26 protein-coding genes are annotated in these 25,232 nt (G+C 71.4%); 7 read left to right on the top strand and 19 right to left on the bottom strand.

The features are described 5' to 3' along the window. The first annotated feature begins 27 nt into the window (after positions 1-27). Positions 28-912, top strand: coding sequence for an ATP-grasp domain-containing protein (locus ACTWP8_RS06820; protein WP_443321236.1), 885 nt, complete (start codon positions 28-30; stop codon positions 910-912). Positions 913-916: 4 nt separating this feature from the next. Here ACTWP8_RS06820 and ACTWP8_RS06815 read toward each other — a convergent pair whose 3' ends face one another. The 6 genes from ACTWP8_RS06815 to ACTWP8_RS06790 all read right to left on the bottom strand — a co-directional run bounded on the left by ACTWP8_RS06815 (position 917) and on the right by ACTWP8_RS06790 (position 6,800). Next, positions 917-2,092, bottom strand: coding sequence for an amidohydrolase family protein (locus ACTWP8_RS06815; protein ID WP_443321235.1), 1,176 nt, complete (start codon positions 2,090-2,092; stop codon positions 917-919). Positions 2,093-2,097: 5 nt separating this feature from the next. After that, complete coding sequence (locus ACTWP8_RS06810) at positions 2,098-3,333, bottom strand: MAB_1171c family putative transporter (protein WP_443321234.1); 1,236 nt, start codon at positions 3,331-3,333, stop codon at positions 2,098-2,100. Then, positions 3,234-3,755, bottom strand: a complete 522-nt coding sequence (locus ACTWP8_RS06805) for a hypothetical protein (protein ID WP_443321233.1) — start codon at positions 3,753-3,755, stop codon at positions 3,234-3,236. The genes ACTWP8_RS06810 and ACTWP8_RS06805 overlap by 100 nt, the downstream gene beginning before the upstream one ends. Positions 3,756-3,766: 11 nt before the next feature. Further along, positions 3,767-4,234 (bottom strand): hypothetical protein, encoded by a 468-nt coding sequence (locus ACTWP8_RS06800; protein ID WP_443321232.1) that lies wholly within the window; start codon positions 4,232-4,234, stop codon positions 3,767-3,769. A gap of 473 nt (positions 4,235-4,707) precedes the next feature. Next, the gene (locus tag ACTWP8_RS06795; RefSeq protein WP_443321231.1) at positions 4,708-6,054 is read right to left on the bottom strand and encodes a 6-phospho-beta-glucosidase; all 1,347 of its coding nucleotides are present in this window, start codon (positions 6,052-6,054) and stop codon (positions 4,708-4,710) included. Further along, positions 6,051-6,800 carry a DeoR/GlpR family DNA-binding transcription regulator gene (locus ACTWP8_RS06790; RefSeq protein WP_443321230.1) on the bottom strand — a complete coding sequence of 250 codons (750 nt, stop codon included), beginning with the start codon at positions 6,798-6,800 and terminating at the stop codon, positions 6,051-6,053. Before ACTWP8_RS06790 ends, ACTWP8_RS06795 begins: the two co-directional genes overlap by 4 nt. Positions 6,801-7,307: 507 nt before the next feature. Between ACTWP8_RS06790 and ACTWP8_RS06785 the strand changes: the two genes are divergently transcribed. The 3 genes from ACTWP8_RS06785 to ACTWP8_RS06775 all read left to right on the top strand — a co-directional run bounded on the left by ACTWP8_RS06785 (position 7,308) and on the right by ACTWP8_RS06775 (position 10,956). Then, positions 7,308-8,825, top strand: a complete 1,518-nt coding sequence (locus tag ACTWP8_RS06785) for an FUSC family protein (protein WP_443321449.1) — start codon at positions 7,308-7,310, stop codon at positions 8,823-8,825. Positions 8,826-8,969: 144 nt separating this feature from the next. Beyond that, positions 8,970-9,755, top strand: coding sequence for an SDR family oxidoreductase (locus tag ACTWP8_RS06780; protein WP_443321448.1), 786 nt, complete (start codon positions 8,970-8,972; stop codon positions 9,753-9,755). A gap of 142 nt (positions 9,756-9,897) precedes the next feature. Then, on the top strand, positions 9,898-10,956 hold the full coding sequence (locus ACTWP8_RS06775; protein ID WP_443321229.1) for a lactonase family protein: 1,059 nt from the start codon (positions 9,898-9,900) through the stop codon (positions 10,954-10,956). A gap of 58 nt (positions 10,957-11,014) precedes the next feature. On the opposite strand, the gene ACTWP8_RS06770 is transcribed toward ACTWP8_RS06775, so the two are convergent. From ACTWP8_RS06770 to ACTWP8_RS06750, 5 genes are all read right to left on the bottom strand, one after another. Further along, positions 11,015-11,971, bottom strand: a complete 957-nt coding sequence (locus ACTWP8_RS06770; protein ID WP_443321228.1) for a sirohydrochlorin chelatase — start codon at positions 11,969-11,971, stop codon at positions 11,015-11,017. A gap of 106 nt (positions 11,972-12,077) precedes the next feature. After that, on the bottom strand, positions 12,078-13,154 hold the full coding sequence (locus ACTWP8_RS06765; protein ID WP_443321227.1) for an N-acetylglucosamine kinase: 1,077 nt from the start codon (positions 13,152-13,154) through the stop codon (positions 12,078-12,080). After that, positions 13,151-13,828, bottom strand: a complete 678-nt coding sequence (locus ACTWP8_RS06760) for a uracil-DNA glycosylase (RefSeq protein ID WP_443321226.1) — start codon at positions 13,826-13,828, stop codon at positions 13,151-13,153. Before ACTWP8_RS06760 ends, ACTWP8_RS06765 begins: the two co-directional genes overlap by 4 nt. Before the next feature lie 137 nt (positions 13,829-13,965). Next, positions 13,966-15,051, bottom strand: a complete 1,086-nt coding sequence (locus ACTWP8_RS06755) for a WD40/YVTN/BNR-like repeat-containing protein (RefSeq protein ID WP_443321225.1) — start codon at positions 15,049-15,051, stop codon at positions 13,966-13,968. A 93-nt stretch (positions 15,052-15,144) separates the two neighbouring features. Then, positions 15,145-16,242 carry an NADH:flavin oxidoreductase/NADH oxidase gene (locus ACTWP8_RS06750; protein WP_443321224.1) on the bottom strand — a complete coding sequence of 366 codons (1,098 nt, stop codon included), beginning with the start codon at positions 16,240-16,242 and terminating at the stop codon, positions 15,145-15,147. A 131-nt stretch (positions 16,243-16,373) separates the two neighbouring features. Between ACTWP8_RS06750 and ACTWP8_RS06745 the strand changes: the two genes are divergently transcribed. Then, the gene (locus ACTWP8_RS06745) at positions 16,374-16,754 is read left to right on the top strand and encodes an ArsR/SmtB family transcription factor (protein WP_443321223.1); all 381 of its coding nucleotides are present in this window, start codon (positions 16,374-16,376) and stop codon (positions 16,752-16,754) included. Between the two features lie 67 nt (positions 16,755-16,821). Here the strand turns inward: ACTWP8_RS06745 and ACTWP8_RS06740 are convergent, their stop codons facing one another. Beyond that, positions 16,822-18,192 carry an FAD-dependent oxidoreductase gene (locus tag ACTWP8_RS06740; RefSeq protein ID WP_443321222.1) on the bottom strand — a complete coding sequence of 457 codons (1,371 nt, stop codon included), beginning with the start codon at positions 18,190-18,192 and terminating at the stop codon, positions 16,822-16,824. A gap of 76 nt (positions 18,193-18,268) precedes the next feature. Continuing rightward, positions 18,269-18,928, bottom strand: a complete 660-nt coding sequence (locus tag ACTWP8_RS06735; protein WP_443321221.1) for a DUF305 domain-containing protein — start codon at positions 18,926-18,928, stop codon at positions 18,269-18,271. 176 nt (positions 18,929-19,104) lie between these two features. On the opposite strand from ACTWP8_RS06735, the gene ACTWP8_RS06730 reads away from it, so the two are divergent. Then, the gene (locus ACTWP8_RS06730) at positions 19,105-20,586 is read left to right on the top strand and encodes an LVIVD repeat-containing protein (protein WP_443321220.1); all 1,482 of its coding nucleotides are present in this window, start codon (positions 19,105-19,107) and stop codon (positions 20,584-20,586) included. Here the strand turns inward: ACTWP8_RS06730 and ACTWP8_RS06725 are convergent. From ACTWP8_RS06725 to ACTWP8_RS06700, 6 genes are all read right to left on the bottom strand, one after another. Further along, positions 20,577-21,242 carry a TetR/AcrR family transcriptional regulator gene (locus ACTWP8_RS06725; RefSeq protein ID WP_443316696.1) on the bottom strand — a complete coding sequence of 222 codons (666 nt, stop codon included), beginning with the start codon at positions 21,240-21,242 and terminating at the stop codon, positions 20,577-20,579. The genes ACTWP8_RS06730 and ACTWP8_RS06725 overlap by 10 nt on opposite strands. After that, entirely contained in the window at positions 21,214-21,537 is a 324-nt protein-coding gene (locus ACTWP8_RS06720; protein ID WP_443321219.1) for a hypothetical protein, read from the bottom strand. The genes ACTWP8_RS06725 and ACTWP8_RS06720 overlap by 29 nt, the downstream gene beginning before the upstream one ends. A 19-nt stretch (positions 21,538-21,556) precedes the next feature. Then, the gene (locus ACTWP8_RS06715; protein WP_443321218.1) at positions 21,557-22,246 is read right to left on the bottom strand and encodes a phosphatase PAP2 family protein; all 690 of its coding nucleotides are present in this window, start codon (positions 22,244-22,246) and stop codon (positions 21,557-21,559) included. Between the two features lie 67 nt (positions 22,247-22,313). Next, positions 22,314-23,249: a M56 family metallopeptidase gene (locus ACTWP8_RS06710; protein ID WP_443321217.1), complete on the bottom strand. Its 936-nt coding sequence runs from the start codon at positions 23,247-23,249 to the stop codon at positions 22,314-22,316. A gap of 183 nt (positions 23,250-23,432) precedes the next feature. After that, complete coding sequence (locus tag ACTWP8_RS06705) at positions 23,433-24,014, bottom strand: DUF5134 domain-containing protein (protein ID WP_443321216.1); 582 nt, start codon at positions 24,012-24,014, stop codon at positions 23,433-23,435. Positions 24,015-24,173: 159 nt separating this feature from the next. After that, positions 24,174-24,560 carry a VOC family protein gene (locus ACTWP8_RS06700; RefSeq protein WP_443321215.1) on the bottom strand — a complete coding sequence of 129 codons (387 nt, stop codon included), beginning with the start codon at positions 24,558-24,560 and terminating at the stop codon, positions 24,174-24,176. A 113-nt stretch (positions 24,561-24,673) separates the two neighbouring features. On the opposite strand from ACTWP8_RS06700, the gene ACTWP8_RS06695 reads away from it, so the two are divergent. Then, entirely contained in the window at positions 24,674-25,228 is a 555-nt protein-coding gene (locus tag ACTWP8_RS06695; RefSeq protein ID WP_443321214.1) for a GNAT family N-acetyltransferase, read from the top strand. Positions 25,229-25,232: the final 4 nt, after the last annotated feature.

Genomic DNA, 25,232 nt, shown 5'->3' with positions numbered 1-25,232 from the left:
CGCGATCCCGAACGGACAGGAGTGCTCGTGTCACGCACCAGGATCGCGTTGGTCACGGCCAGGCCGCACCCGGACGTCGGCGTCGACCGCGACTTGCCGCTGTTGCAGCAGGCACTCGACGCCGAAGGCGCTGAGGCCGTCGCCGTCTGCTGGGACGACGCGGAAGCGGACTGGGAGGCATTCGATCTCGCGGTGGTCCGGTCCACGTGGGACTACAGCTGGCGGCCTGCGGAGTTCCTCGCCTGGGGCGACCGGTGCGGAAGCCTCACCTCGTTGGCCAACAGGCCGTCCGTCCTGCGCTGGAACGCGGACAAGCGTTACCTGGGGATGCTTGCCGACCTCGGTGTCCCGGTCGTGCCCACCCGCTACCTGATGCCCGGGAGTCCGGCCGATCTGCCGCACAGCCATGAGTACGTGATCAAGCCGACGTCGGGCGCCGGAGCCAGGTTCGCCGCCCGTTACCGGCCCGAGGATCACGACGAGGCGCTGCGGCATCTTGAGCGCATGCAGGCCGAGGGTCTGACCGCGATGGTGCAGCCGTACATGCGCCGGATCGACACCACGGGTGAACGCGCCCTGATCTTCGTCGCGGGCAGGTTCCTGCACGCCGTCCGGAAGAACGCGGTGCTGTCCCCCGGGACTCCCTACGACCAGCGGAAGGTGCCCCATCCGGGGCTGCGGCCGTGGTCGCCCACGCGGGCCGAGCTGGCGGCGGCCGAACGGGCGCTGGCCGCCGTGCCCGGCAGTCGGGATCTGCTGTACGCCCGGGTGGACCTCGTCGAGGATGAGGACGGGAACCCCCAGGTCATGGAAGTCGAGCTGGTGGAGCCGAACCTCTTCCTGACGGTGCACCCGGGTTCGCTTCCCGCTGTCGCGGACGCGATCGTCCGGACCGCCACGGGTGCGCGGTAGGCGTTCAGTTGGTGGTGGGGCGGCCTGCCGCGAAAACGTGCTGGATTCGGCGGAGGACGTCCAACTCGGTCAGGGGGTTCCCGTCGACGACGATGAGGTCGGCGCGCAGGCCGGGGGCCAGGACACCGGTGTCGGTCAGCCCCATGGCACGGGCGGAGTTGGTGGTGGCCATGTCGAGGATTTCGGTGTGCTTGAAGCCGAGGGAGGCGAAGAATTCGAGCATGCCGACGTAGTCGCCGAACCCGGCTCCCGGCACGCCGGCGTCGGTGCCGGCGATGAAACGGACACCGGCCTCCCGCATCTTCCTGATGACCTCGACCATGGCGTCGGCCCGTTCGGGGCCCAACTTTTCAAGGAAGAGCGGCCAGTTCCCCGAGACGCAGCGACAGACGGCGATGTCGTTCTCGACCATCCGGCGGGTGATCTCCGGGTCGTAGACGGTGCTGTCGGCGGTGCGCCAGGAGCAGTGCTCGACCGTCCGGACACCGGCTTCCACGCAGTGGGCGATGGCGTCGGTACCGTGCGCGTGCGCGGCCACCCCCAGGCCATGGCGGGCGGCTTCCTCGACGATCAGGCGCAGTTGGGCGGGGGTGAACTGCGACTCCCACATGCGCGGCCCACTCGGGGTGAGGGCGCCACCCGAGGCCATCACCTTGATCAGGTCGGCTCCGGCAGCCGCGTTGCGGGCGATCTGTGCGCGGATGTCGTCGTCGGTGGTGACCTCGCCGCCGAGGAACCCGCAATGGCCACCGCGTGAGGTCAGCGGCGCGGTTGCGGAGAGGATACGCGGCCCGGCCGCCGTTCCGGACTCGATGGACGTACGCAACCTCACGGCGAGCGCGTCGCGGTCGCCGAGATCCCGTACGGTCGTCACCCCGGCGTCCAGCATCTGCTCGGCGCGGCCTGCCATGGCGGCGGCGAGTTCGCCCGGGTCGGCCTGGGCCACCTCGCTGATAGGGTCCGGGCCCGCGTCGAAGGCGAGGTGGACATGGCAGTCGATCAGCCCGGGCATGACGGTCGCCCCGGGACACCGCAACCGGGACACCGAAGCATCGACCGACGCGTCCAGCTCGGCCGCTGTGCCGACAGCGGTGATCACGCCGGCGTCCACGAGCACGGCACCATCGTCGATCACCTGATCCGCGGGCCCGGTGATGACGCGGTCTGCGGTGATCAGCATCTTGTTCACAATTGCCTTTCGCGGAGGGCGTGGGATATGGCGATGAGCTCACGGGCGTCGGCGCCCAAGTCGTTGCCCGAGGGCAGCGCGATCCGTGCGGCGGACAACTCGGTGTCGGGATCCTCGGTGGCCGGCTTCAGGGCCAGTGCCTCGGTGATGTGCCGGGCGAGTTGATCGGCCGGGCCGCGGGCGAGATCGACATCGGGCGCGACGCGCGTCAGGTACGGGCTCAGGCGCACCAGTCCGTCGCGGCATTCGATGAGCCGGCGATAGAACCGCTCGTCGGTACGGCGCAGCCGGAAGCGGTTCCACGCGGAACCGGCCGGTGCCCGGTTCAGGACGAGTTCCGGATAGGCGGCGGCGAGGGCTGTCCACAGGGGAAAGAGCTCGTGATACATGCGGCGGTGATGGACAACCGACCGCCAGCGGGTGATCAGTTGCACGCCGGCCGAATAGCAGATTCCGATCAGGACGATGCCCATGGACCAGTCGGTCATGGACCAGTTCACCGTATTGAACGCCTCATGCGATCCGGGCTCGTTGATGCGCAGACATACCCAGACCACTCGGTTGACGGACGTGATCGTCAGTCCGAACAGGCCGACTGCCATGGTCCGCAGACCGAGCGCCAGGTGCCGGGACGCCATGTGCGCGTAGCGCAGCGCCCACAGGCCCGATGTCAGATAGGCGTAGACGAAGTAGGCGTTGCCGATGACGTAGAACCCGGCAATGGCCGGCTTGGCCATGTCCGGAGTGCTCAGCGTGTGGGCGCGCATTTCCGCGGGTGTGGCGATCATGGCGACGACCAGAGCGATCAGGACACCGGCGAGCAGGCCGGTGTTGATCCGCAGTTGTCGCCGGTACTCGTCGTTCGCGCCACGTGTGGAGGAGACGAAGAACAGGATGAGCGCGTACAGGCCGGACATGAAGATTGCGTTGAACGCCACCTTGCCGACACCGGCTGCCGTGAACCCGTCCACCGCACGGTTGGCTTCGGGAAAGCTGAGGACTTCGCCGGCGAGCAGCAGGAGCAGACACGCGACCAGGATGCGCAGGACCCGGTCATGGGGGGCGCGCGCCAAGTCGACGATCTTCCATACCGCCCCGACGATCAACATGATGACCACTGTTTCCTGGAACATCACATCCACCCCCAGCGGGGGTTCAGCGCGGAACGCAGCGGGCCAAGGGCGGGATCCTCGGGTGTGCGGGGGGTGACGTAGTCGATGACCACCGCCCACTCCTGGATGATCGTCGCGACCAGTTCGGCCTCGCGTTCGTAGTCCTCGGTGTAGCAGGTGCGACGAAGACCCCGCGTGATCGAGTCGCGGGGGAAATCCGGTCCCATATCGGGAAGGTCTTCGTCCGCGTTTCCATCGTCGTGATGATCGGCGAGGATGTGGCCGATCTCGTGCAGGATGATGTGATCCTGATGAACGCGGGTCGTCTCCTCCTGGTAGAAGATGCACTCCTCGCTCGGTCGGGACATCCACAACCCGAACGGTCCCGGGATCGGCAGCGCCCAGGGAATCAGCCGGATCGGTTTGCCTCGGTGTTCACCGAGCCTGCGGCATAACTCGTCCACTCGCAGCGGAGGTTGAATGTCGAGATGCCGTAGCAGGCGCTTGCAGTAGCGGCGGAGCTCGCGTTCGCGTACGGCCACGGTGTCCCTTCTCATGCCCCGGCGCCGGGACCTGGGGTGTCGTCCTGGTCGAAAATAGCGATCATCTTGAGCAGCTGCTTGCGCATCGCGGGCGTCATCGCGCCTGCCCGCATCGCGATCGTCCGCACCTGGTGATCGGCGAGCCGCTGCCGCAACAGCTCGTCCTCGGGGTCCTCCTGTGCGACCAGCCACTGCACCGTGATGGGCGGCGATCCTGGTTCGCGGTGGTCGTCGAAGAACTTCGCAAGACCCTCCAGCACGCTCAACGTCGGGTTCGTGTGCGACCCGTTGCGGAGCATCGCCAGGTAACTCCGCGACAGGGTCGCCGGATGCGACGGATCCGCGGTGACCGCCTTGGCCACTTCGGCGGTCGAGTACTCCCGCTTCCGGCCATGGGCATCGGTCCATCGCACGGTCGCGAACAGCGCGTTCAACCGCTCGGCCAGCGACTGCCCATGACTCCGGCCGTCGTCTGCCACTATGCCCACGCTCCCCGCACCGGATGGCCCCGTCGTGCCGTCACGATGCTACATCGGCCCCCTGTGCCGTCTGTTGGACGATATCCAGGATGCCTTGACCCCATGCCCCAACAGGTGCCAATATCTTGGACACTTGGCCAGTGATGGAAGCGACATCTGAGGCACGAGATGGGCGTGTGGATCAGGCAGCTCAGGTTCGGCTGCACCGGTGTGGCCCACACCCATGAACAACTCCGGCGCTCCCAGGGCGGGCGGAGCCGCAGGATGGCCCCGCTGCCGTGGGCCTCGCCGGAGCGGGACGGAACGGGGGTTCGGCCCGCTCCGGCGGGACAGAAGGCGAGCACGCATTCAGAAGAGGGCGGGGCGTCGTCCTCGCTCAGGTTGCTCTGCATGCGGTCCAGCATCTGCGCTGCTCGAGGATGCGCTCGACGCGCTCCTCGATACGACGGTGACCGTCGTGCATGAAGAGGCTCCTACTTCCGGTTCAGGTAGGCGAGGCCGGGGTGCTCGCTCGTGTAGGCGTCGAGGAGACGGCGGGCGACGGACACGGAGTCGACGAGGGGGTGCAGGGCGAAGGCCTTGACCGCGGTGGCGCGCGAGCCGCTCTCGGCGGCGGCCATGACCTCGCGCTCGACGGCCTTGACGCTGCACACGAGGCCGGTGGCGTGGTCCGGCAGGGGGGCCACGGAGACGGGGTGGGCGCCGCCCGCGTCGACGAAGCAGGGCACCTCGATGACGGCATCCTCGTCCAGAAGCGACAGCGTGGTGCGGTTGCGGACGTTGAGGATGAGCGTGGTGCGCTCGTTCCTGGCGATGGCTCGCATCAGGGCGAGGGCGACCTTCTCGTAGCCGCCGGACTCCAGGTCGCAGGCGTCACGCTCGCCGACGCCTGCGGCCTCGCGGTTCTCCGCCATGTACGTGGCCTCGCGCTCGGCGCGGGTACGGTCCCAGGTCTCGAGGGCGGGGGCGTCCGCCCGCCGCATCTCCTCGTAGAAGCGCGCCTGCTGGTCGCGGAGGAAGGCGCCGCGGGTCTGCTTGGCCTCCTGGTAGGCGCGGACCGCTTCCCGGTTGAAGTAGTAGTAGTGCAGATACTCATTGGGAATCGCGCCCAGCGACTGCAGCCAGTCGGGGCCGAACAGCCTCCCCTCCTCGAATGAGCCGAGCAGGCCGGGGTCCCCGAGCAGGCGGGGGAGTTGGTCGCGGCCCGCGATGTGCAGACCGCGCACCCAGCCGAGGTGGTTGAGGCCGACGTAGTCGATCCACGCCTCGTCCGGATGCGCACCGAGCACGCGCGCGATGCGGCGGCCCAGGCCCACCGGCGAGTCGCAGATGCCGATGACGCGGCCGCCGATGTGGCGGGACATCGCCTCGGTGACCAGGCCGGCCGGGTTGGTGAAGTTGATGACCCAGGCGTCGGGGGCGAGACGGGCGACGCGCCGCGCGATGTCGACGGCTACCGGAACCGTGCGCAGACCGTACGCGATGCCGCCCGCGCCCACCGTCTCCTGGCCCAGGACGCCCTCGGCCAGGGCCACGCGCTCATCGGCCGCCCGGCCTTCGAGTCCGCCGACGCGGATCGCGGAGAAGACGAAGTCGGCGCCGGTGAGGGCCTCGTCGAGGTCGGTGGTGACGGTGACGGCCGGGGCGCCCGGGTCGTCCCCGGCCTGCTCGGCGAGGACGCGGACGACGGCGCCCAGCCGGCCGGCGTCCAGGTCGTGAAGGGTGACATGGGTGACGCGGCCCTCGGCGTGGTCGCCCAGCAGGGCCCCGTACACCAGCGGCACCCGGAAACCCCCGCCGCCGAGAATCGTGAGCCTCATACCTGAACCACCTCTACGCCGGCCTCTTCGAGCGCGGCGCAGGTGGCCGGGTCCGAAGGGGCGTTGGTCACCACCACGTCGAGTTCCTCGGGCCCGCAGACTCTGGCCATGCCGGTGCCGGGGAACTTCCCCGCGTCGGCGAGGAGCACCACCTTGTCGCTGGCCGCGATCATCGCCCGCTTGACCGGCACCTCGACCACCGCCGTGTCCATGATCTGGCCGCCGGGGCGCACTCCGCTGGTGCCCAGGAAGAGCCAGTCCGCATGCAGTTGACGGAGATTGTCCTCGGTGAGGAACCCGGCCAGGGAGCGGTACCCGCGTCTGACCATGCCGCCGAGGAGTACCAGTTCTATGCCGTGGTCGTCGGCCAGCTCCTCGTACACCACCAGATTGCTGGTGATCACGGTCAGTCTGCGGCCGTGCAGCTGCCGGGCGAGGCGGTACGCGGTGGTGCCGATGTCCAGCAGCACGGACTGGCAGTTCTCGATCATGGTCGCCGCCCGCGCGGCTATCTCGTCCTTCTCGGTCACGCGTACCTCGGCGACCTCGGCGAAGGGCTGGTCGCCCTCCTCGATGACCGCGCCGCCGTGGACGCGGGAGAGGAGGCCCTCCTCCTCGAGCTTCAGCAGGTCGCGCCGCACGGTGGCGGCGCTGACGCCCAGTTGCTCGGAGAGGTCCGCGACGGCCGCGGGGCCGCCGGATCGCAGGGCGCGCAGGATCAGTTGGTGTCGTCGCTCAGCCAGCACGCGATGAACGCTACTCGGCAATCTCCATCACTTCTATGCTCATATTTGCTCAACTCTTGCCAAGTCGGCTTCGCGTCGCACACGGTCCTGTGCACGTCCTTGCAGACATATGACGAGAGGACGCGCTCGTGGCCGAGTCGCCCCCTCTCCGGACCGGGTCCCCGGCGCTCAGCCCGATGTCCTGCAAGCCCCGGTCCCGACCGCGGCCGCACTACCCGCTGGGCCCCGGCATCTATCGCTGGCCATGGGTGCTTCATGCGCTGTGAGGGCGCCCGCCGGAGCGGTACCGGTGGGTCCAGCAGGAGCTCGGCATTGAGCCCCGGCTCGACTCCGTGGTCCGTTGGCCCCCTCAGCGAACGCGGCTACGGCAGCTGGCTGGGCCAATGGCCCAGTGTTTCGAGCCTCACTTGAGTCATTGGGGCTAAGGATGCTCTCATGGAGTCCTCAATGGCGCTGCGGATTCCGCGGCGCCTTTTCCATGCCGGGACGCCGAGGGGACGGGAAGCAGTGCTGAAGAGGGTGTTCGTGGCTCCGGATCCGGGGCGGCTGCGACTGCGCAGCGGGCTGCGGTCCGTCCTCGGCGTCGGGCTGGCGGTGGCCTTGTGCGGGCTGACCGGGCACACCCTGACGGCGGTTATCACCGGCGGGCTCGCCGCGCTCCTCGCCCTCTTCGCGGTCACGGACGCGACGGTCCGTGGCCAGGCCGTCACGACCGCTCTGCTGCCCGCGGCCGGCTTTCCGGTGCTCGCTCTGGCGGCCGTGCTGCACGACCAGCCGCCGGCGCGTGACGCGGCGTTCGTCGCCGTCGCGGCCGCGGGCGTGTACGCGCGTCGCTGGGGGCCGCGCGGCCATGCCCTGGGCGTCTTCGCGTTCATGACCTTCTTCGTGACGCAGTTCCTGCGCACGGTGCCCGAGCAACTGCCCGAGCTGTACTCCGCCGTCGTGCTCGCCTTGCTCGCCTCGTCGGCGGTCCGCTTCGCGATCTGGTGCTATGAGCGACGGCTGTCACCACCCGTCGTATCGTCCCTGCCCAGCGGGTCGGGGCTTGCGCGGACGACCACCCGCCAGGCGGTCCAGGTGGCCGTCGCAGCTGCCTTCGCCCTGGCCGTCGGTCAGCTGCTCTCGCAGGACCGCTGGTACTGGGCCGTCGGCGCCGCATGGTGGATCTTCGTGAACACCGCCTCGCGCGGTGAGACGCTGGTCCGCGGTTTCCGCCGGGTCCTCGGTACGGTCGCCGGCATCGTCGTCGGCGTGATGGTCGTCGTCCCGCTGCACGGCGCGGTGGTGCCCACCGCCGCCCTCATCGCCGTCTGTGTCTTCGTGATCTTCTACACGGCCCCTGTGTCGTATACGTCGATGATGCTGGCCGTGACGTTGATGGTCACGCTGCTGTACGGACTCCTCGGTGTGCTGGAACCGAGCCTGCTCGCGCTGCGCCTCGCCGAGACCGGAGTCGGTGCGATGGGCGCGGTGCTGGCCGTGATGTTCGTGCTGCCCATCACGACACACGCCGCCACCCATGCCTGGATCCGGAGCGCTGTGCAGTGCGTGCACGACTGCACCACGGCCGCTGCGCGCAGGCTCGCCGGTGATGCGGAGGCCGACCCGGCGCCGCTCGCCGCCGAGCTTGAGCTGCTGCTCGGCCGGGCGCGGATGTCCCTCGGCCCTCTCGTCCACCCGCTCAGCCCGCTGCGCGCCCGCAAGGTCCGTGCGCGTCAGGTTCTGGAACTGCTCGACGCCTGCGCCCGGGAGGTTCGCGGCCTCGCCTCAGTGGCGGCCGACCCGTATGCCTCCCACGATGCCCGGCTCGCCGCCGCCTGCTGGCGGGTCGAGGCCGCCGTCCAGGCCCTGGTGGAGCCCGGTGGGGAGCCGGCGGGGCCGGTGCCTGACGACGCCTACGCCGTACAGCGGCACGGGGGCGCCCAGGAGGCGGCCCTGAATCACCTCCACGGGCTGGAGAAGGCGCTCGCTGAACTCGCCGCACCCTTCCACAGCTCTCCGCGCGCCCCCATGGTCGGCTCCTGATACCGCGTATCGCGGCCCGGGAATGCTCGCATTCGTCCATCAGGTCACATTTCTCCGTCGTGGGGTGTCATAGAAGCAGACCCCCCGAAACCGAGCCGACGTGCCCGGGAGATCGACTCCCGGACGAGGAAGTGGGAGATGACCGTGACCTCAACCCTTCTGGTCACCGGCGGCACGGGCACGCTCGGGCGCCTCGTCACGCCGCTGTTGCGGGATGCCGGCTGTGACGTACGGGTACTCAGCCGGCGCAGCCATGAGTCCGGGGGCGGCATCGAGTTCGTGACCGGCGACCTGGCCACCGGCGAGGGCATCGAGGCCGCAGTGGACGGGACCGAGACCGTCGTGCACTGCGCCGGCAGCGCCAAGGGCGACGAGGACAAGACCCGGAACCTGGTGCAAGCCGCGGCCGCGGTCGGTGTCCAACACCTGGTCTACATCTCGGTCGTCGGCGCCGAACGGATCCCGGTGATCAGCGGCGTCGACCGCGCCATGTTCGGCTACTTCGCATCCAAGCGGGCCGCCGAGCGCATCGTGGCCGACTCCGGACTGCCGTGGACCACCCTGCGCGCCACCCAGTTCCACGACCTGATACTGACGACGGCGCGGCAGATGGCGAAGATGCCTGTGATACCGGCCCCGTCCGGCGTCCGATTCCAGCCGATCGATGCGGGCGAGGTGGCGACCCGGCTCGTCGAGCTCTCCCTCGGCAAGCCGTCCGGCTTCGTGCCCGACATCGCCGGGCCGCGCGTGTACGAGATGAAAGAGCTCCTCCGCAGCTACCTGCGGGCCGCTCACCGAAACCGGCTGATCATGCCGGTCAGGCTCCCCGGCAAGGCCGCTAGGGCAGTCCGGGCCGGCGCCAACCTCGCCCCCGAACACGCCGTCGGCCACCGGACCTGGGAAGACTTCCTGGCCGAGCGGCTGCGCTGAACCCGCCACGCAGCGGCGGCGCGGCGGTGGTGCATGCCGCCATCCATCGGAGAGACAGGGGGGTGGGTGGTCTAGACCTACTGCTACCGTCAGCTCCGGCACGCGTAACAGCGGAACCGCCGTACCGCGGAAGGGGAGCGCAGTGGGCAGCAGCAGAGCCGCACGGCCAGTACGGGCGTACATCGGGTCCTTCACCTCGGCCGGCGGCCACGGAATCACCACCGCCGCCGTCGACCCCGGCTCCGGCGCGCTCACCGCGCTGCACGTCACCGACGAGGTCGCCGACCCGTCCTTCCTCGCCCTCGCGCCCCGCGCGGACCTGCTCTACGCGGTCAGCGAGACCGCGCACGGCGCCGCGGCGGCGCTGAGCCTCGCCGCCGACCCCGACCGCCGGGCCGTGCTGAGCGCCGCCGTATCCGTACGCGGCCACGCCCCCACCCATCTCGCCGTCGCCGATGGCAATCTCCTCACCGCCAACTACGGCTCGGGCAGCGTGACCACGATCCCGCTCCGCCGCGACGGCACCCTCACAGGCCCCAGCCACGTCCTGCGGCACGAGGGCAGCGGCCCGCACCCGGAGCGGCAGAAGGAGCCGCACGCGCACGCCGTGCTGCCCGACCCCACGGGGCGCTGGGTCCTCTCCGTGGACCTGGGGACGGACTCGGTCCGCGTCTGCGCGCTGGACCCCGCGGGCAGCGCGCTGAACCTGCACCGCGAGGTGCCGCTACGGCCCGGCTCGGGACCGCGCCACCTCGCGTTCCACCCGCGGGGCGACCGCGCGTATGTGATCAACGAGTTGGCGCCGACCGTGACGGCCTGCCGCTGGGACGCGGAGGCGGGGGAGCTGGAGCCGCTCGGCGAGACGGCCGTCCTGCCGGACGGGGACGGCGCCGGCAGCTACCCGTCGGAGGTGGTGATCGCGCCGGACGGCCGCTTCGCCTGGGCCGCCAACCGCGGCCACGACTCCCTTGCGGTCCTCGCCCTCGACGCCTCCGGCGACCGGGCGCGTCTCGTCGGCCAGGTGCCCTGCGGCGGCCACTGGCCGCGGCATCTGACCCTCGACCCGTCGGGGCGGCGCCTCTACGCGGCCAACGAACGGTCCGGCGACGTCACCTGGTTCGACGTGGATCCCGCGACAGGCCTCCCGCGCCGCGCGGGCTCTCTGGCCGCGCCTGCGGCGTCCTGCGTGGTGTTCGGCTGACAAACCCGGACTCCGCCCGCCCCGACGCCTGGCGTGGGGACGGGCGGGAGGCAGCGCGTCAGCGGACCGGAGAGCCCTGGAGCTGCGGGTGCTGGATGCCCAGCGCCGTCGCGTACTTCGAGAGCACCAGCCTGCCGATCGTCGAGTACGCGCCGAGCGGTTCGGACGCGGCGCACTGGGCCTCGTCCGTGGCCGCCTTCAGCAGGCCGTCGGCGACCTCGGGGCCGATCAGGTACGGCGCGAGCGCCAGTTGAGCCGAGCCGGAGCCGCGCAGCTGCTCGGCGGTACGGGCGATGGCGCCGTCCACGTCCAGCGCGGCCGCCAGCACCGGCACGGCGAGCCGGGCGGCGAGCAGCATGCCCGTTATCCCCGCCGCCTGCACGGCCTCGTCGCCGCCGACCGTGGCGAGGATGATGCCGTCGGCCGCGGTGGCCACGGTGAACAGGCGGGCGCGGTCCGCGCGCGCGAGACCGGCCTCCGACAGCCGTACGTGCAGGGCCTCCGCGAGCAGCGGGTGCGGACCGAGCACGTCGGTCAGCTCGGCGGCGGTGCGGCTGTCCATCACGGCCTGGCGTATCCGGCGCATGAGCGCGCTGTCCGGGCCGGCCAGCAGGGGAACGACGACCGCCACCGGGCCGTCCTGCCAGGGCACCTCCGGAAGCGCGGCGGCCTCCTCCTCGGAGAGCTGCTCGCGGATCAGGGCGGCGCGCTGTGCCCGCTCGGCGCGCTCGGTGGCGGCCTGGGTCAGCACCGCTCCCAGCGACGGGAACTCCTGGTCGTCACCGTCCACGTAGCCGATGCGGGCCTCGAGCCCGGGCAGCTCGGAGCGCGCGATGCTCATGACCTCCTCGGCCAGGCTGCGTGTGTTGGAGCCGGGGGTGCCGGGCACGGCGAGGACCAGCGCGGGCGCACCCTCAGGAGCCGCGAGCGGCTCCGGTCTGCGGTGCCGCCCAGGCTGGCGGGGACGCGGCATTCGTACGGGCAGGCCGGTTTCGGGCCCTGTGGGGTGGCTCATGCGGCCGCATGCTAATGCCTTTGGGGGTCAACGCGTTCGGTCAGGGGGCAGCTGTGCGTCATCCGTCCCGTTTTTTCCGATGAACAAACGGTTGAATGGACAATTGTCAATCGTTCGCCCGATCCGGAGGCCCCGAATCCGGATGTGGCGGATGCGAGTGATCCGGGTGCGACCGGTCCGGAGGCGGCACGTCCGGCAGATGCAGCAGCCGGGGGTCGGCAGGCAGCAGCAGATCGTCGGTGGCGAGGGCGGCAGCGATACGCAGTGCGCCGGCCAGCGGGTCTCCCGCGGCCGCGACCAGCCGCGCGTACGGCAGCTGCCGCGCCAACTCGTTACGCAGCGGGGCCAGCAGCGGCTCGCCCAACCCGAACAGGCCGCCGGTGAGCGCCACTTCGCTGCCTCCGACGGCCGGGCAGACGGCCGCCGCCGACTCCGCGATGCCGCGCGCGGCATCCCGCAGAATGCCCGCCGCAACGGGGTCGTCAGCGGCGCAGCGGCCGACCTCCGGGGCGAAGGACGCCAGCACGGCAGGCCGGTCGGGGCGCGGGTACAGCAGCCCCGGAAGCCCGGGTGCCGGGCCGAACACTGCCTCCAGCCTGGCCAGCAGCGCGGCCGACCCCCCGCTGCGGCCGTCGTACGCGCGCAGGGCGGCATCGAGACCGGCCCTGCCGATCCAGGCACCGCCGCCGCAGTCGCCGAGGAGATGGCCCCATCCGTCGGCTCGCCGCCACGCTCCGGGTTCGTCCGCCGTGCCGAGCGTTACGCCGAGGGCGATCATGCCGGTGCCCGCGGCCACCACGGCGCCGGGGCGCTGGCCCAGCGCCCCCGCGTACGCGGTCACCGCGTCGGCCGCGAGGGCCAGCCGCCGTACGCCGAGCGCCTCGGCCAGCGCCCCGGGGAGCGTGGCACGCAGATCGTCGCCGAGGGTGGCCATGCCGGCGGCGCCGATGGCGACCGCCGCCACTCCGGAGGCTCCCGCCCGGTTGAGCAACGCCCGGGCGGCGGGCAGGAGTTGGTCCAGCAGATGCCCGGCATCGATGCCGGACGGGCCCGTACGCACCGGCTCGCGGGATACGACGGTGTCGACGGCTCTCGCGTCCCCGGCGGCGGCGAGGCCGATCCGCAGGCCGGACCCGCCGGAGTCCGCCCCCAGCACCCACGCGGGCGCGGACCCGGCGGTCACGGCAGCTGCCAGTCCAACGGCTGCGCCCCCTGCCGTACGAGCAGGTCATTGGCGCGGCTGAAGGGGCGGGAGCCGAAGAAGCCGCGGTCGGCGGACATGGGGGAGGGGTGCGAGGACTCGACCACCGGCAGTCCGCCGAGCAGCGGGCGGAGGTTGCGGGCGTCCCGGCCCCACAGGATCGACACCATGGGCTTGCCGCGCGCGGCGAGCGCCCGGATGGCCTGCTCGGTGACGTCCTCCCAGCCCTTGCCCCGGTGGGCCGCGGGCCTGCGCGGGGCCGTGGTGAGGGCCCTGTTGAGCAGGAGCACCCCCTGCGCGGTCCACGGCGTGAGATCGCCGTTGGACGGCCTGGGCAGCCCGAGGTCGCTGTTCAGCTCCCGGAAGATGTTCTCCAGGCTCCCGGGCAAGGGGCGGACCTCCGGTGCCACCGAGAAGCTCAGCCCCACCGCATGGCCGGGTGTCGGGTACGGATCCTGACCGACGATCAGCACCCGCACATCGTCGAACGGCTGCTGGAAGGCCCGCAGCACATTCGGTCCTGCGGGCAGATACGTCCGGCCCGCGGCGATCTCGGTACGCAGGAAGTCGCCCATCGCGGCGATCCGTTCGGCAACCGGCTCCAGGGCCTTGGCCCATCCCGGCTCGACGATTTCGTTCAACGGTCGTGCAGCCACGGGGCGTCACTCTACTGGTTCAGCAGTGGCTCAGCTGACCGCCTCCTCACGCGAAGTCACCGGACCTGTACGGCACCGGTACGGGATCGGCATCGGGACCGGCATCGGGACCGGCACGGCATCAGTATGGGCGGGGCTCAGGCGACCACGGCGGCCCGTACGCACAGCACATCCGGCAGGTGCGCGGCGATCAGCTGCCAGCTGTCCCCGTCGTCCGCGCTGGCGAAGAGCTCGCCGTTGCGGTTGCCGAAATACACCCCGGCGGGGTCGGCGTCGTCCGTGCAGAGCGCGTCCCGCAGCACCGTCCCGTAGTGCGCGCCCTCGGGAAGACCGGTGCCGAGCTCCTGCCAGCTCGCCCCCGCGTCCTCCGTGCGGTAGACGCGACATCGCCGCCCGGCGGGCACCCGGTCCTCGTCGGCGTTGAGCGGGAAGACGTAGGCCACATCGGCGCGGTGCGGGTGGGCGGCGACCGGGAAGCCGAAGTCGGAGGGCAGTCCCTCGCCGATCGACGTCCAGGTGGCCCCCGAGTCGTCGCTGCGGTAGACGCCCCAGTGGTTCTGCAGATACAGCCGGTCCGGGTCCCCGGCGTCCTGGGCGATCTTGTGCACACACTGCCCGAAGTCCGGGTACGGATCGGGCAGGAAGACCGCCTGCACACCGGAGTTGGAGGGCGCCCAGCTCGCCCCGCCGTCCAGCGAGCGGTACACCCCGCCGGTGGAGACCGCGACCGTCACCGCGTCCGCGTCGCGCGGGTCGGTGATCACCGTGTGCACGGCGAGACCGCCGCCGCCCGGCTGCCACTTCTCCCGCGTCGGGTGGTCCCACAGCGGCCGGACGAGCTCGAAGGTCTCACCGCCGTCCTCGGAGCGGAAGAGCGCGCCGGGCTCCGTGCCCGCGTAGACGACGCCGGGCGCCGCGGGCCCCGCGGGCTGCAACTGCCAGACGCGTTCGAGCGAGGCGCCGGTGTCCTTCGGGAACTTCACCGCCGGCTGCTGGGGCTCCTCCCACGTCTTCCCGAGGTCGTCGGAGTGGAACACCGAAGGCCCCCAGTGGGAGTTGGTCCCGCCGGCCAGCAGCCGGGGGGTGGTGCTTCTGGTGTCGATGCCGACGGAGTAGACGGCCTCCGCGTTGAAGTACGGTCCTTCGAAGTCCCAGCCCCCGCCGCGCCGTCTGCCGACGAAGAGCCCTTTGCGTGTGCCTGCCGCGAGTAGTACGTCGGTCATCGCCGACCACCTCCGGGACGCCGTTGCCTCCATTACGGGCCAGTCTGCACCCGCCCACTGACAACGGCGCCCGGGTGTGCATTCCCGCGCAGGTCAGGCGGCGCGGTGGTACTGCTGAGGGCTGCCGACCTCGCCGCCCAGCTCGCGCGCCGCATGCCGCGCGAAGTACGGGTTGCGCAGCAGCTCGCGGCCGAGCAGCACGGCGTCCGCCTGGCCGTCCTCGACGATCTTCTCCGCCTGCCGGGCCTCGGTGATCTCCCCGACCGCCGCGACCGGCAGGCCGGTCCCGGTCCTGACCCGCTCGGCGAACGGCACCTGGTAGCCGGGCCCGGTGGGGATCCGCACCCGCGGCGCGTTGCCGCCGCTGGAGACATCCAGCAGGTCCACGCCGTGGGCGAGCAGGTCCGCCGCGAAGCGCACGGTGTCGTCGGCCGTCCAGCCCGTACGGGCGTCCTCCGCGTTCTCGGTCAGCCAGTCGGTGGCCGAGATCCGGAAGAAGACGGGCAGTTCCCCGGGCCACACCGCGCGCACCGCGTCCACGACCTCCAGGGCGAAGCGCGTCCGGTTCTCGTACGACCCGCCGTACGCGTCGGTGCGGTGATTGGTGTGCGGGGACAGGAACTCGCCGATCAGATAGCCGTGCGCGCCGTGCACCTCGACGACCTCGAATCCGGCCGCACGCGCCCGCCGCGCCGCGTCCGCGAACTGCCCTACGAGCTCGGCGATCTGGCCGGTCGTCAGCTCATCCGGCACCGGGTGCCCGTCGTTGAAGGGCAGCGGGCTCGGGGCGACGGGCTGCCAGCCGTGCTCGCCGGGCCCGACGGGCGCGCCGCCGCGCCACGGCCGGTCGGTCGACGCTTTGCGCCCCGCATGCGCGATCTGGATGCCGGGCACCGTCCCCTGCCCCTTCAGGAAGGACGTGATCCGGCGGAACGCCTCGGTCTGCGTGTCATTCCAGATCCCCAGGTCGGCGGGGCTGATCCGGCCCTCCGGGCTCACGGCCGTGGCCTCGACGAGGATCAGCCCGGTGCCGCCCGCGGCGCGCGAGGTGTAGTGCGAGAAGTGCCAGTCGTTCGCGACTCCTGTGTCCGGACCGGACACGTCGGCGGAGTACTGGCACATCGGGGCCATCCAGACCCGGTTGGGGATGGTCAGCGACCGCAGGGTGAAGGGCTCGAACAAGGCGCTCACGGCACGCTCCGTTTCGCGATGGGGAGGGTTGAGGATGCTTGAAGCGCTCGTACGATACCCATCGTAGTACGCCATGTGTCAAACTACGATGAGTCTCGTACAATGGAGCTCCCGAGAGACGAGGAGCCGCCGTGACGACCGCGACCAGCGCAACGCCGGGCCGCACGCTGGATCATCCGGCGCGCGATCAGATCCGCCTCGAGGACGTGCTGCACGCGCTCTCGGACCCCATGCGGATGCGCGTCGTCCGCGAGCTGGCGGACGCCGAGGGCGAGCTCTCCTGCTCGGTCTTCGACCTGCCCGTGAGCAAGTCGACGACCACGCACCACTTCCGGGTACTGCGCGAGAACGGGGTGATCAGGCAGGTCTACCAGGGGACGGCCAAGATGAACGGACTGCGCAGGGCCGACCTCGAGGCGCTCTTCCCCGGCCTGCTCGACAGCGTCCTCGAGGCGGCCACCCGCCAGGCGGCCCGCCTCGGCGAGAACGAAGAACTGAGAACTGAGAACTGAGAACTGACAACTGAGAACGGTGGACTGCGGCCTGGGAACTCTGGACCGAGGGCTGAAGGGCCCGGCCTCAGTCCTCGGCGTCCGCCGCGGCCAGCAGCCCCGCCCAGTCCGGGATCTTCACGACCGTACGGCCCAGCGACTGCCCCAGTGCCGCCTCCGCCGCCTCGATGCCCTGCCAGCCCGACCACTCCACCGGCTCCTGGCCCAGCCGCCGCAGCGCCTCCCGCGGGTCCTCCGGAATCTGCCGCTCCGCCAGCGCCGCCGCATCGGCGAGCACCGCGGCCGCGGTCTGCTTCGCGCACGGCCGGTTGCTGCCGATCACCCCGGTCGGACCGCGCTTGATCCACCCGGCGACGTACTCGCCGGGCGAGGGCGCGCCGTCCCGCAGCACGCGTCCCTCCGCGTTCGGCACCGTCCCGCGCTCCGCGTCGAACGGCAGCCCGGGCAGCGGCACGCCCCGGTAGCCGACGGACCGCAGCACCAGCCCGGCGTCGATCTCCTCGTACTCGCCGGTCCCCGTCACCCCGCCGCGCCCGTCCGGCGCGGTGCGCTCGAACCGTACGCTCGCCACACGGTCGCCTTCCGGCCCGGCGAGCACGGCCACAGGGCGCAGGAAGAAGCGCAGATGGATGCGGCGCGTCCGGCCGAGGGGCGCCGCCCGCCGCTCCTCGGACTGGGCCGCCCAGCCCCGCAGCACCTCCACATTGCGCCGGTTCACCGCAGGAAGCCCCGAAGGATCGTGGAACGCCGGGTCGAGCGCCAGCTCCTCCGGCCGCACCACGACCTCTGCGCCCGCCAGGGCCCCCAGCTCCCGGAGCTCCTTGGTGGTGAACTTCGCCTGCGAGGGGCCGCGCCGCCCCACCATGTGCACCTCCTGGACACCGCTGTCCGCAAGCGCGCCGAGCGCCGCATGCGGCATGTCGGTCGGTGCCAGCTCCTCCGCTCCGCGCGCCAGGATCCGGGTCACGTCCACCGCCACGTTCCCGACCCCGATCACGACCGCCGAGCGGGCATCGAGCAGGAAGCCGCCCGCCACGGCGTCCGGATGGGCGCTGTACCAGGCGACGAACTCGGTGGCCGAGTAGCTGCCCGGCAGGTTCTCGCCGGGCACGCCGAGGTGCCGGTCGGTCGCTGCGCCCACGCAGTAGACCACCGCGTGGTACAGCTCGCGCAGCCGCTCCGGGCCGAGACCGCCCTCGCCGACGCGCACATTGCCCAGGAAGCTGATGTCCGGGTGCTCCAGGACGGCGCGGAGGTTGTTCTGCAGCGACTTGATCTTCTCGTGGTCGGGCGCGACGCCGTAGCGCACGAGGCCGTACGGGCAGGGCAGCCGGTCCAGCACGTGCACGTGCACATCCGGTACGGCCTGCTGCTCGACGAGGGACTGGGCGGTGTACACCCCGCTCGGTCCTGAACCGACGACGGCGACGCGAAGCACAGTGGCTCCTTTCCCGCAGAGTGTCTCCAGCATCGCACCCGTGCGGGCTCGGCGGGAGGTGCCCTGCCGCCGAGCCCTAGGACATCCCCCGCATGCGGTTGATCTCACTCGTCTGCTGGGCGATGACGTCGTTCGCCATCTCCTCGACGCGAATGTTGTTGCCGTCCGACAGCGCCTCCGTGGCCATGCTCACCGCTCCCTGGTGATGGGTGATCATCAGCTTCAGGAAGAGCTCGTCGAAGGCGCCGCCCCGCGCCGCGCGGAGCTCGGCGAGTTGCTCGTCCGAGGCCATGCCGGGCATCGCCCCGTGGTCGTGCCCCGCGTGCTTCCCGGCCCCGCCGTGCTGCTTCAGCCAGCTCTCCATGGCCTTGGCCTCCGGACCCTGGGCCGCCGATATGCGATCGGCGAGCCGCTTCACCTTCTCCGTTCCCGCCCGCTCCGCGACGAGGGAAGTCATCGTCAACGCCTGCTTGTGGTGCAGGATCATCCGCTGCGCATAGGCGAAGTCGGCCGAGTTGGGGGTGTCGTCGCCGACGGCCTTCTCCGCCTCCTCCGGGGAGAGCGTCTTCGCGGCCTCACCCGGCTTGCCCGGCGCCACCACTGACGGGCCGTCATCGCCCTGGGCGGCGGAGTTCTCCGTACCCGACTCGCAGGCGCCCAGGGCCAGTACGGCCGCGGCAGCTGCCGCAGCGGCGGTCAGCGCGCGGACGCGCGGCCTCGTACGGAAGTGATCCACAGCGACCTCCTGAGAAGTGCGGACCGTTCGGGCACTGTCGTAGCACGTCAGTGACCACAGATGATCGAAGTCCTTTATTACATGTTCATCGCCATCTGTTGTTGTGTACATGGGAGCAGCGATACTGCCGGGGTCCAAGAACCGTTCAACTCCGAACGGATACAAGGGAGGACGCAGTGACGTCGTTGCACAACCCACGCGCGCGGCGCAGACGCCTCGGCGTGGCGGCGGCCGCCTTCGGCCTGCTCGCCTCGTTCCTGGCGTCGACCCCTGCGGTCGCGACACCCGACCCGGGTGACGCGCCCACCAGGGAGCGAGTGAGCAAGAGCGAGGCGGCCGACACCAGGGCCGCCATCGAGGACGGCGAGATACCCCCCGTGGACGAGGTCGTCACGAGCGACAACGTTTCCCACCTCGTCAACATCCCCAAGGACGCGCTCCCGGGGACCAATTCCGACCTGGCGTTCCAGGGCAGGTACGCCTTCGCCGGCAACTACGACGGCTTCCGGATCTTCGACATCAGCAACCCCAAGGCCCCGAAGACGGTGAGCCAGGTGCTGTGTCCGGGATCGCAGAACGACATCACGGTCTCCGGCGACCTGCTCTTCCTCTCCACGGACTCCTCGCGAAGCGACAACTCCTGCAACAGCACCACGCAGCCCGCGACCGAGAAGTCCTCCTGGGAGGGCATGAAGATCTTCGACATCAGCGACAAGCGGAACCCCAAGTACGTCGCCGCTGTCGAGACCGCCTGCGGCTCGCACACCCACACGCTGGTGCCCGAGCGCCGCAATGTCTATATCTACGTCTCCTCGTACTCACCGAGCGAGACCTTCCCCGACTGCCAGCCGCCGCACGACGGCATCTCGGTCATCAAGGTGCCGCGGTACGCGCCCGAGAAGTCCGCGGTCGTGAACTTCCCGGTTCTCTTCCCGGACGGCGGCAACCCGGGTGCGCCTACCAACCCGGGCGTCTCCAAGACCACCGGCTGCCATGACATCACCGTGCTGCCCTCGAAGGACCTCGCCGCGGGTGCCTGCATGGGTGACGGCATCCTCTTCGACATCGAGGACCCGGCGCACCCGAAGGTCATCGACCGGGTGCAGGACAACGTCAACTTCGCCTTCTGGCACTCGGCCACCTTCAACCAGCGTGCCAACAAGGTCGTGTTCACCGATGAGCTCGGCGGTGGCGGGGCGGCGACGTGCAACGCCGCGATCGGCCCGAACCGCGGCGCCGACGGCATCTACGACATCACCGGCCAGGGGAACGAGCGCAAGCTCGTCTTCCGCAGCTACTACAAGATCCCGCGCTACCAGGCCGACACCGAGAACTGCGTCGCCCACAACGGCTCGCTGATCCCGGTGAAGGGCCGCGACATCATGGTCCAGGCGTGGTACCAGGGCGGCGTGTCCATCTGGGAGTTCACCGACTCCTCGGAGCCGAAGGAGATCGGCTACTTCGAGCGCGGCCCGATCTCCTCGGACACGCTGGTCGGCGGCGGATCGTGGTCGGCGTACTACTACAACGGCTACATCTACTCGAACGACATCGCCAAGGGCTTCGACGTCGTGCGGATCGACGACCGTCGGACCGACGGAGCCAAGTGGGTCCGGCTCAAGGAGCTCAACGTCCAGACGCAGCCCGACTACCGCTGATCGGCCTGCTTCACCACGCGCACCTGCTTCACCGCGCGTACCGGCGTCCCGCCGGGCGGCTCTTCGCCCGGCGGGACGCCGAGCTCCCAGGGCAGCCCGTACCGCTGGAACAGCTCGGCGCGCAGCCGCGCCTGGGGCATCGGGGCGCCCGGGATGAGCAGCGCAAACACGGCGCCCATCAGCAGCGCGCGCAGCATGGGGTAGTCGGCGTCGGGGTCGGTCGAGCCATAGCGGGCCACGGTGTCCTTCAGCAGCGAGGCGAGCCGCTGCTGCTCGGGGCCCTGGACGAAACCGTCCGCGGTGAGGATGCCCGCCATGTGCGTGCGCATCAGCGTGGGCTGGTCGCGGGCGATACCCAGGATGGCGTCGATCGCGCGCGCCAGCCGCTCCTGCCCGTCGTCGGTTCGCGGCTCGCACTCCAGCGCGGCCTCCAGCGTCAGGTGCATGAGCCGGTGCACGGCCGCCTGCAGCAGCTGCCGCTTCCCCGGGAAGTAGTACGACACCAGGCCGCGGGCCGAGCCCGCCCGGTCGGCGATGTCACCGAGCGTCGTCGCCTCGTATCCGCGTTCCCCGACCAGGTCGACTGTCGCCTGCAGCAGCCGCTCGCGGGAACGTCGGCGCAACTCTTCATTGACCGATGCGCTGCGCGGGGACATTCTGTAACTCCTGCGTTGACTGGTTCAGAGCCAATATACTCAGTGGGTCTTCGGAGGTGGCCCTCATCAGGGGCCTGCTTTCCGGAGCTGCCGCCGCCTCGGGCGACGCGGGGGATCGTCCGAGGCGGCGGTCTCCCTGCCGGTACCGCGCGACATCGTTGTCAGGTTGGCCCCTGGACATCCCCGGTCCCAGCCCCCAGGTCCAGCACCGGCCGCAGGGCGGCATGCCGGACCCTGCCTGCTCGATGCGGAACAGCGTCCCGGAGAAGCCGAACAGCACGCCCTTGATCGCCATGTCCGTGATCCTCTCTACGTCACCCCCGGCCCGACAAGGGCACATCGCGCCCCGGCCTGGCCGGTCCCCACCGGGTGCACGCGGCCGCCGCCAGCGCGGCGAGCGCCACCCCGAACAGCCAGCCCCCGAGCACGTCGGAAAGCCAGTGCACCCCCAGATACAGCCGTGTGAAGCCCACGCCGACGACCGAGGCCACCGCCACGGCCGCGGCGGCCCGCAGCCACCACCCCCGCAGCCCTGCGCGGAGCGCGAGCCACAGCAGCAGCGAGCAGGCCAGGGCCGCCGTCATCGCGTGGCCGGAGGGGAAGGCCGCGTAGTCGGCGGTGTCGACCGGGTCGGGCCACCGCGGGCGCTGCCGCCCGACCGCCGCTTTGAGGCCGTTCTGCACTCCGGTGGCGACCACGGCCGTCACCGCGACCCACGCGGCCGTCACCCAGTCGCCGCCCCACAGCAGGAGCAGCGCCGCCAGCGCGAGCAGAGCGCGCATCGTCCACGGATCCCACACCCAGTCCGTCAGCACCTCGTTCGTCCCGACCCAGCCGGGGTGGCCGACGGCCGAGCCGTGCAGGCCGTCGGCGACATCCTGGTCCCAGGTCAGCAGCGGTTGCCACGGGACGGCGACGAGCACCAGCACGAAGAATCCCAGCAGGCCGCAGACCGCCGCCGTCCACAGACAGCGGGCCGGTGAGCGGGGTGGTGGCGCATCCATGCGGAGATCCTCGCCGACTGCTGCGGCGGGCGCCCATCCCAGCACGCGCGGCCCCTTCCCCGTACCGCTACCGCAGCACGCTGAGCGCGGGCACCAGGGCGACCAGCAGCGGCACCACGGGGACGCACGCCGCCGCGGCCGTCAGCTGCAGCCTGCGGGCCGGGGTGAGGCGGGGCGCCGCGGTCAGCAGCCGGTCCACCCGTCGCGGGACCTCGGCGTGCGGCGCGGGGCAGGGGCCGAACACCCCGCGGTCCTCGTTGAGTTCGACCAGAGCCAGCGCGATCGTCAGCCGCCCGAAGCGGCGCGAGGCCACGTCGTCCGCGGCCAGCTCGACGAGCCGGTGCATCTCATCGCGGAACGCCGCGAACACCGGCACCTGCGGAAACCCGGTCGCGAGCGCCGACGAGCAGTGCAGCAGCCAGTCGTGGCGGGCCCGCGCATGGCCCTGCTCGTGCGCCAGTACGGCGTCCAGCTGGCGACGGCCCAGACGCCGCAGCGCCGCGGTCGTGATGACCAGCCGGGGCGCCGGGCCCGGCAGCCACCAGGCGCCCGGCCGCTCGCCCTCCAGGACGACGAGCCTGCCCTCGGTCTCCACCTCGCCGGGCAGCCGGGGGGAGCGCACCAGCAGCTTCGAGCGCTGCCGTCTGCGCTGGGCGCGCGCCGCCCGCACCTCGCGGGTGAGCATCGCCGCGGTCCATGCGGCCCCGCAGGCGAGTACGGCGGCCACCGTCCCGGCCCACGGGCCGTAGCCCTGCAGCGCGTACGCCTCGACGACGCCGCGTGGTGCGGGCGCGAACACATGCCCCCGTACGGCCTCCCAGGCCGCGGCCGCGCTCAGCGCCATCGCCAGCGCACAGCACAGCAGCACTGCCGCCACCGCGCACTGCCACATCCACAGGGCCAGCACGGGTTCGCGGTCCGCCCACTCGGCGCGCGCCAGCAGGCGGGGGGCAACGGCCGCGGCGAGCCCGCCGAGGACGAGCAGCGCGAGCGGGAGCATCATGCCCGCCAGCCTACGAGCGGGTGGCTACCGGCAGGTATGGGCTCGACGGCGAAGTGACGCAGACCACGGAATCCGTAGGCCTGGGCGGAGGGCAGGTCCGGCGCGGGCGGTTCAGACGGTCAGGAGCGCGGGCGTTCAGGCGGTCGGGAACGCGGCCTTTCACGCGCTCGGGAGCGCGGCCGTTCACACGGTCAGGAGCATGGCGAACATGCCCATGCCCATCGACACCCGGCACGCCGTCGCCAGCTCCGGGCGGTGGACCCAGCCCGGGCCCGCGGCCGCCGGTGCGGCAGGGGACACCGGGGACGGCGCCGCGGCGAGCGGCACGATCCCGACGCCCGTGCGCAGTACGTACACCGCGAAGTACGCGAGCAGAAGCCCCGTCAACGCCGGTGCTCCGGACGCCGGTTGAGCGGCCAGCCCCTCCGCGTGATCCGCGTGTGCCGGCGCGAGCGCCATGTGGACCATCGCCAGCGAGCCCACGGCGTGGTGCAGATGATGGCGGTCACCGCGGGCGAGCAGCAGGGCGTGCAGCGCGGCCGCGGCGAACACGGCGGCGAACACCGGCGCGGCCCACGGCTGCGGCTTCAGTGCGGCGGCCGGTACCGCCATCGCCGCCATGCCGAGCCCCATGAGCGCCTCGCCGCCCGCGCCGCGCCGCTGCTCCCGGCCGCCCCCGCGCACCCGAATCCGCAGCAGGCAGAGCGCGCCCGCCGCGCCGCACAGCGCGACCGTCAGCCAGCCCACCAGCGGTGGTCCGTGCACAGCGCACCTCCCGGTACGGGACGGGTTCCGCCGGGAGGCTGCCCGCGCCGGCCGCCGGGCACGGGAGCGCACAGGTGCACATCAGGGAGCGCGTCGACGCCCCGGTGAGCCCCGCCCTCGCCCCCCACCTGCCCGCGCGGCACTCCTCCTCGTCACCGGTCAGGGCCGGTAGCGCATCGGGTGGTCCTCCGGGACTTCGACGACCGCGATCCGCACCCCGTCCGGGTCGGCGATCCACATCTCGACCAGCCCCCACGGCTCCTTGACCGGCGGGCGCAGGATCTCCACCCCGCGCTCCGCCAGTTCCTCGTGCGCGGCCGCCGCGTCCGCGACCTGCAGCCACAGCTGCAGTCCTGGGGCCGGCGGAACCTCGGAGCGCCCCGACACCTCGAGGAAGCCGCCGCCGAGGAAGTACACCGTCCCGCGCTCGGGCCCTGTCCCGAACTCGCGGAAGACGGCGAGCCCCAGCGCCTTCCCGTAGAAGTCCCGGGACCGTTCCGGATCGGTGGGCCGCAGAAGAACCCGGCTGCTCAATACGTGCACCATGACCGGGACCCTATGCAGTGGTGCACGCGATAAACCCGTATGACGGGGCTTGTTAGCCTCATGGTCCGCACGCAGCCGCTGCCCTGCAGCCGTACGAGAGGAGCCCGTGCGCCATGGACACCGCCCCGCTGCCCCCCGCCGCCGTCGAACCGATCTTCAGGGACGCCACCGACGCCGACATCCCGGCCCTCGTCGCGCTCATCGAGTCGGCGTACCGGGGCGACGCGAGCCGTACGGGGTGGACCACAGAGGCGGACATCCTCGACGGGCAGCGGACCGACCCCGAGGGGGTCGCCGCCGTGGTGAAGAGCCCGGACAGCCGGATGCTCGTCGTCGAGCAGGGCGGCGAGCTCGTCGCCTGCTGCCAGCTCGAACACCGCGGTGAGCAGGCGTACTTCGGGATGTTCGCGGTGCGGCCGGAGCTGCAGGGCGTCGGGCTCGGCAAAGTGATCATCGCGGAGGCGGAGCGGACCGTGCGCGAGGGATGGGGGACGCGCGAGATGCACATGACGGTGATCTCGGCCCGCGAGGACCTCATCGCCTGGTACGAGCGCCGCGGCTACCGCCGTACCGGGCAGATGAGCCCGTTCCCGTACGGCGACGAGCGCTTCGGCATCCCGCGCCGCGACGACCTGCAGTTCGAGCTGCTGGTGAAGGAGCTCGCCTGACGGG

The organism is Streptomyces sp. 7N604, from assembly GCF_052245475.1.
In the GTDB taxonomy this organism is placed as follows: domain Bacteria; phylum Actinomycetota; class Actinomycetes; order Streptomycetales; family Streptomycetaceae; genus Streptomyces.
Note: the sequence above shows the minus strand (reverse complement) of the source record. Positions and strands in the feature narration are given on the sequence as shown.